This window comes from Sodalis sp. (in: enterobacteria) (genome assembly GCF_047607725.1).
Taxonomy (GTDB): domain Bacteria; phylum Pseudomonadota; class Gammaproteobacteria; order Enterobacterales; family Enterobacteriaceae; genus JBLKSS01.
On sequence record NZ_JBLKSS010000119.1, the window covers coordinates 1 to 4,056 of the forward strand.

Consider the following 4,056-nt stretch of genomic DNA (forward strand, 5'->3'; position numbering starts at 1 on the left):
ATCATCGCCGGATTATCCATGATCTGACAGCCGTCCCTTATAGGATGCGGGTTCACTAGGCATCGTAGTGGAACATATTCTTACCGGGCCATACAACAAACCCACCAATAATTCAAGACGTCCTCCACGGGGCGCTTACTATCCTGCGGGCGCCGGATTATGATCTTGAACGCTTGGCGCGCGCATTTAGCGAACTGAACGCCGGCGCTGTCGCCTGGCTTGATGCGGAACAGGTGCCGGCCGAGGGCCGCACGATTGATTGGTATGTGGGTATGCGCTATATCCACCAAGGTTTTGAACTGACCATACCTTGGCAAGTCAGCGACGTGACACCGGCGGAACTACAGCGGGCGATTGAGGGTTTTCATGCGGCGCATCACCAACTGTATACGTTCTCGCAGCCCGAAATGCCGGTGGAAGTGGTGCTGGCCCGCGTTAAAGCGACGGGCCGGCTGGCGAAACCGCAATTGCCCACCCTCGCGGCAGCGGGTGCGCCGGCCGCGGCGGCGATGAGCGGCAGCCAGCGAGTTTATGCCGGCGGGATGATTGTATTTCGCGGCCGTCATCTGCTTGCTTATTTGGAAAAAGAGATGACCGGCCTGCGCGGTAATCATATCTCTATGATCTTTCAAGAGCCGATGACATCGCTGAATCCCATTTTTACCATAGGTTCACAGTTATCCGAGGCTATCCGCCTGCATCAGGGCCTGTCGCGCCGCGGCGCCTGGTGGGCATTCCCTCGCCGGAACGGCGCGTGCGGGATTACCCGCACCAGCTTTCGGGCGGTATGCGGCAGCGGGTCATTGTTATGTACTGCGGCCGCGTGGTGGAAAGCGCGGATGTCTTTTCCCTCTTTGCCCGTCCCGGCCACTCTTATACCGAAGGGTTGCTCAACGCCATGCCGCGCATGGATATTGAACAGGACACCTTGTTTGTTATTGAAGGCAACGTGCCGAATCCGCAGCATATCCCGAGCGGCTGCCGTTTCCATCCGCGCTGTATTTACGTTCAGGATATCTGCCGGCAAAAGGAACCGCCGTTACGTGAAATCATACTGGGACGGCACATCGCCTGCCATTTCGCCCAGGAACGTCTTGAAGGAATACAGATTTCGTTCCGGGCGTCCCCTGCTATCGTTCCTCCGCCGCTGTCGGTCTCCTCCGCGCAATCCGATAATGCGGCCGTGAAAACGCCGCCGTTGAAAAGAGGTCAAGCACGATGACATCACCTTCACCGCAGGCCGGCAACCCTCTTTTGCAGGTACATGACCTGAAAAAATATTTTCCCGCGCCGGGACAGCGAGGCACGATGCTCAAGGCCGTGGATGGTGTGAGCTTCCCGCTGGCGAAAGGCGAAACCCTCGCGCTTATCGGCGAGTCGGGGTCAGGCAAAACTACGGTGGGCAAGACCCTCCTGCGCCTGCATGAGCCGACGGCGGGGAAGGCTATCTTTCAAAACGTCGATATCTTTGAGCTCAAACCCCGCCAACTGCGCCATTGCCGGCGCGATATGCAGATTATTTTTCAAGATCCCTTTGCCTCGCTCAACCCGCGAATGACGGTAGAGGAGCTTATTGCCGAACCGTTCGACATTCACGGACAGTCGGCGGGCCCGGACAGAACGCGGCGCATCGCGCGATTGCTAGAATTGGTGGGGCTGGCCACTTACCATGCCCGGCGATACCCCCATGAGTTCTCCGGCGGTCAGCGCCAGCGTATCGGTATTGCGCGCGCGCTGGCGCTCGACCCCAAGCTGATTATTTGTGATGAACCGGTTTCAGCCCTGGATGTCTCCATACAATCGCAGATCCTCAACCTGCTGCGCCAATTACAACAAGAGCTGGGACTGAGTTATTTGTTTATCGCCCACGGTATGGCGGCGGTAAAGCACATTTCTCATCGGGTGGCGGTGATGTATCTGGGAAAAATTATGGAAATCTCACCGACGCGCCTGCTCTACGCCGCGCCGTTGCACCCCTACAGCGAAGCGCTGATATCGGCCATTCCGGTGCAGGACCCGACCGTGAAGCGTCATCGCATTATTCTGGCGGGCGATATCCCCTCGCCGCTTAATGTCCCAAGCGGGTGCCGGTTCCATACCCGCTGCCCTTATGCCGCCTCCGTAGGGGAGAAGTGCCGCACGGTTGAGCCGACGCTTAGCTATAGGGGCGATGGCCGCTGGGTCGCCTGCCATTTGCACGAGAAGCAGCGCGCCGGCGACATAAGCATTATGCCTACTTGAAACGGGAACGCCAGAAAGTCACAGCAGAGGGGGAGGTGGTTATTATACCCTCCTTTATGCTTGTCGTGGATGCTACCGCCAAGGTAGGACTCGATTGGGCCAGGATGGCATCGGCACCTTACAGCCATGCCATCTCATTACTCTGCCGCTTGAGGTTTTTGCGCGCTAACGTTTAAGCGCTATAGAGATTAATTAACCCTAAAAAAGCATTTTTCATCGAATCGATATTTAATCGAAAGCATTAATCTTCCCCTGATATATCAGCGTTAATGACTTTTATCTTATGGCAAGCACAGAGTAAGCGCCCCGTGGAGGACGTCTTGAATTATTGGTGGGTTTGTTGTACGGCCCGGTAAGAATATGTTCCACTACGATGCCTAGTGAACYCGCATCCTATAAGGGACGGCTGTCAGATCATGGATAATCCGGCGATGATAGTGTCCACTTAAATTTTAATGGACACTATCACAAACTTCAGAACACTAATTTCATATCACTCAAACCGGTATGGAAATAAAAGTTATAAAATCAATATAATGTGAAAATGCAATGAGCAGAAGCGTGTAACGTAGGTTTACTGTCTCATACAACAAACCCACCAATAATTCAAGACGTCCTCCACGGGGCGCTTACGGTAATAACATCGACAAAATTAACCTGCTGCCCACAGATGATATGGGTAATGTGCTGGCGATCCTCATGGGTGAGCATGCTTAAATAATTATGCGCTAACTCATTACTGATGAAATTGGAGCCGTCGCTGATGCACAGAATGGAAATGCCTACCGGCGCCGAGGCGACGATTTTGCGGTTAAACTGCTCATTTTCCTCCAACTGGTAAACGTTCTTTTCCGCCGGCGCCAGCATCCTATGCTCAAACAGCCAGGTCAGGCACATCAGCGCCGCGGCGGACAAGATATTCAACAGCCCCAGTTTAAACAGCAGCAGGTTGAGATTGTCTATTACCGCGCAGCGCGGCAGCGAAAATGCCATACTCAGCGTGGTTTGCGACAGCGGTTTTTTCATCACCAGATTGGCAAAGCCGTGGTTATAGCCGAAAAAGGCCGGCGGCGACGGAAAGGTGCCAAGCGCCGCGGCGCTGCGTTCGCCGCTGGTCAGTCTCAGCAGCGGCAGGTTGTTTTGGTCGAGCAGCGTAAGGCCGATAGGCAGGTTACTGGCGCTGGCGAAATCCTCCAGCCTTATCGTTTGCTCGATGCCGATAAGCGCCTCCAGCTTATTGCCGCTGTAAAGGGGGATAAGCGCATAATAGCTGCCGCTGTCGTGCCGGTTACCGGGGGCGACCCAATATTGCGTGCCCTGCCGGTCGGTGAGGCGCGCGTTGCGGAATTTGATAACCTAGCGCACCAGGCTTTTTGGCACGGCATCGTTGCCGTTCTCCACGCTGCGCATGCTGAAATCGGCCAGGCACAGGCTCTCCCCGCCGATATAGAACACCCGGTTGAGATCGTAGGCATCGGAAAAATTGTCTTTCTAATAGCTGAGAAAATAGGTCAGCGCACTGACCGCGGCATGAAAACACGGCGTTTCGTTGGCGCAGTCGCCATTGGGGATCAGCGCGCTGTAGCGCGGCTGGGCCAGTTTGTTGCCGGCGTTGCCGTCCAGCATATCCAGCCCCCCCAGACTGCCGGTCAGCCGGTTTTCCGCCATGTATTTGTAAGCGTACGCCCAGCGCCGTATTGACAGTTATTCAGCAGGGATGGTGAGATTCCACGGCAGGAGCTCTTTGATTTTGTTGATGGGATGATCCGCGATAATCGCCAGCACATGGCGCAGATACGCTTCCGGCTCCACGCC

At 55.2% G+C, this 4,056-nt stretch carries 6 protein-coding genes and 1 pseudogene; 4 read left to right on the plus strand and 3 right to left on the minus strand.

The genetic code is table 11. The features are described from left to right. Positions 1–173 precede the first annotated feature (173 nt). The 3 genes and pseudogenes from ACMX3H_RS10275 to ACMX3H_RS10285 all read left to right on the plus strand — a co-directional run. Positions 174–482 (plus strand): annotated as a pseudogene (locus ACMX3H_RS10275) (hypothetical protein); the annotation flags it as partial. A 272-nt stretch (positions 483–754) separates the two neighbouring features. Continuing rightward, positions 755–1,222, plus strand: a complete 468-nt coding sequence (locus ACMX3H_RS10280) for an oligopeptide/dipeptide ABC transporter ATP-binding protein (RefSeq protein ID WP_415210742.1) — start codon at positions 755–757, stop codon at positions 1,220–1,222. Further along, complete coding sequence (locus tag ACMX3H_RS10285; RefSeq protein WP_415210743.1) at positions 1,219–2,241, plus strand: ABC transporter ATP-binding protein; 1,023 nt, start codon at positions 1,219–1,221, stop codon at positions 2,239–2,241. The genes ACMX3H_RS10280 and ACMX3H_RS10285 overlap by 4 nt, the downstream gene beginning before the upstream one ends. A gap of 606 nt (positions 2,242–2,847) precedes the next feature. Here ACMX3H_RS10285 and ACMX3H_RS10290 read toward each other — a convergent pair. Then, the gene (locus tag ACMX3H_RS10290) at positions 2,848–3,270 is read right to left on the minus strand and encodes a hypothetical protein (protein WP_415210744.1); all 423 of its coding nucleotides are present in this window, start codon (positions 3,268–3,270) and stop codon (positions 2,848–2,850) included. A 52-nt stretch (positions 3,271–3,322) separates the two neighbouring features. On the opposite strand from ACMX3H_RS10290, the gene ACMX3H_RS10295 reads away from it, so the two are divergent. Next, positions 3,323–3,490, plus strand: a complete 168-nt coding sequence (locus ACMX3H_RS10295; protein WP_415210745.1) for a hypothetical protein — start codon at positions 3,323–3,325, stop codon at positions 3,488–3,490. A 242-nt stretch (positions 3,491–3,732) separates the two neighbouring features. On the opposite strand, the gene ACMX3H_RS10300 is transcribed toward ACMX3H_RS10295, so the two are convergent. Then, positions 3,733–3,909 (minus strand): hypothetical protein, encoded by a 177-nt coding sequence (locus ACMX3H_RS10300; RefSeq protein WP_415210746.1) that lies wholly within the window; start codon positions 3,907–3,909, stop codon positions 3,733–3,735. Between the two features lie 36 nt (positions 3,910–3,945). Then, the coding region (locus tag ACMX3H_RS10305) for a transposase domain-containing protein (RefSeq protein WP_415210747.1) at positions 3,946–4,056 on the minus strand (111 nt) is incomplete at its 5' end.

What these genes read in the sequence shown, in the direction of transcription:
- ACMX3H_RS10285 (WP_415210743.1), top strand. Translation starts at nt 1,219, where the DNA reads ATGACATCACCTTCACCGCAGGCCGGCAACCCTCTTTTGCAGGTACAT.
- ACMX3H_RS10300 (WP_415210746.1), bottom strand. Translation starts at nt 3,909, where the DNA reads ATGGCGGAAAACCGGCTGACCGGCAGTCTGGGGGGGCTGGATATGCTG.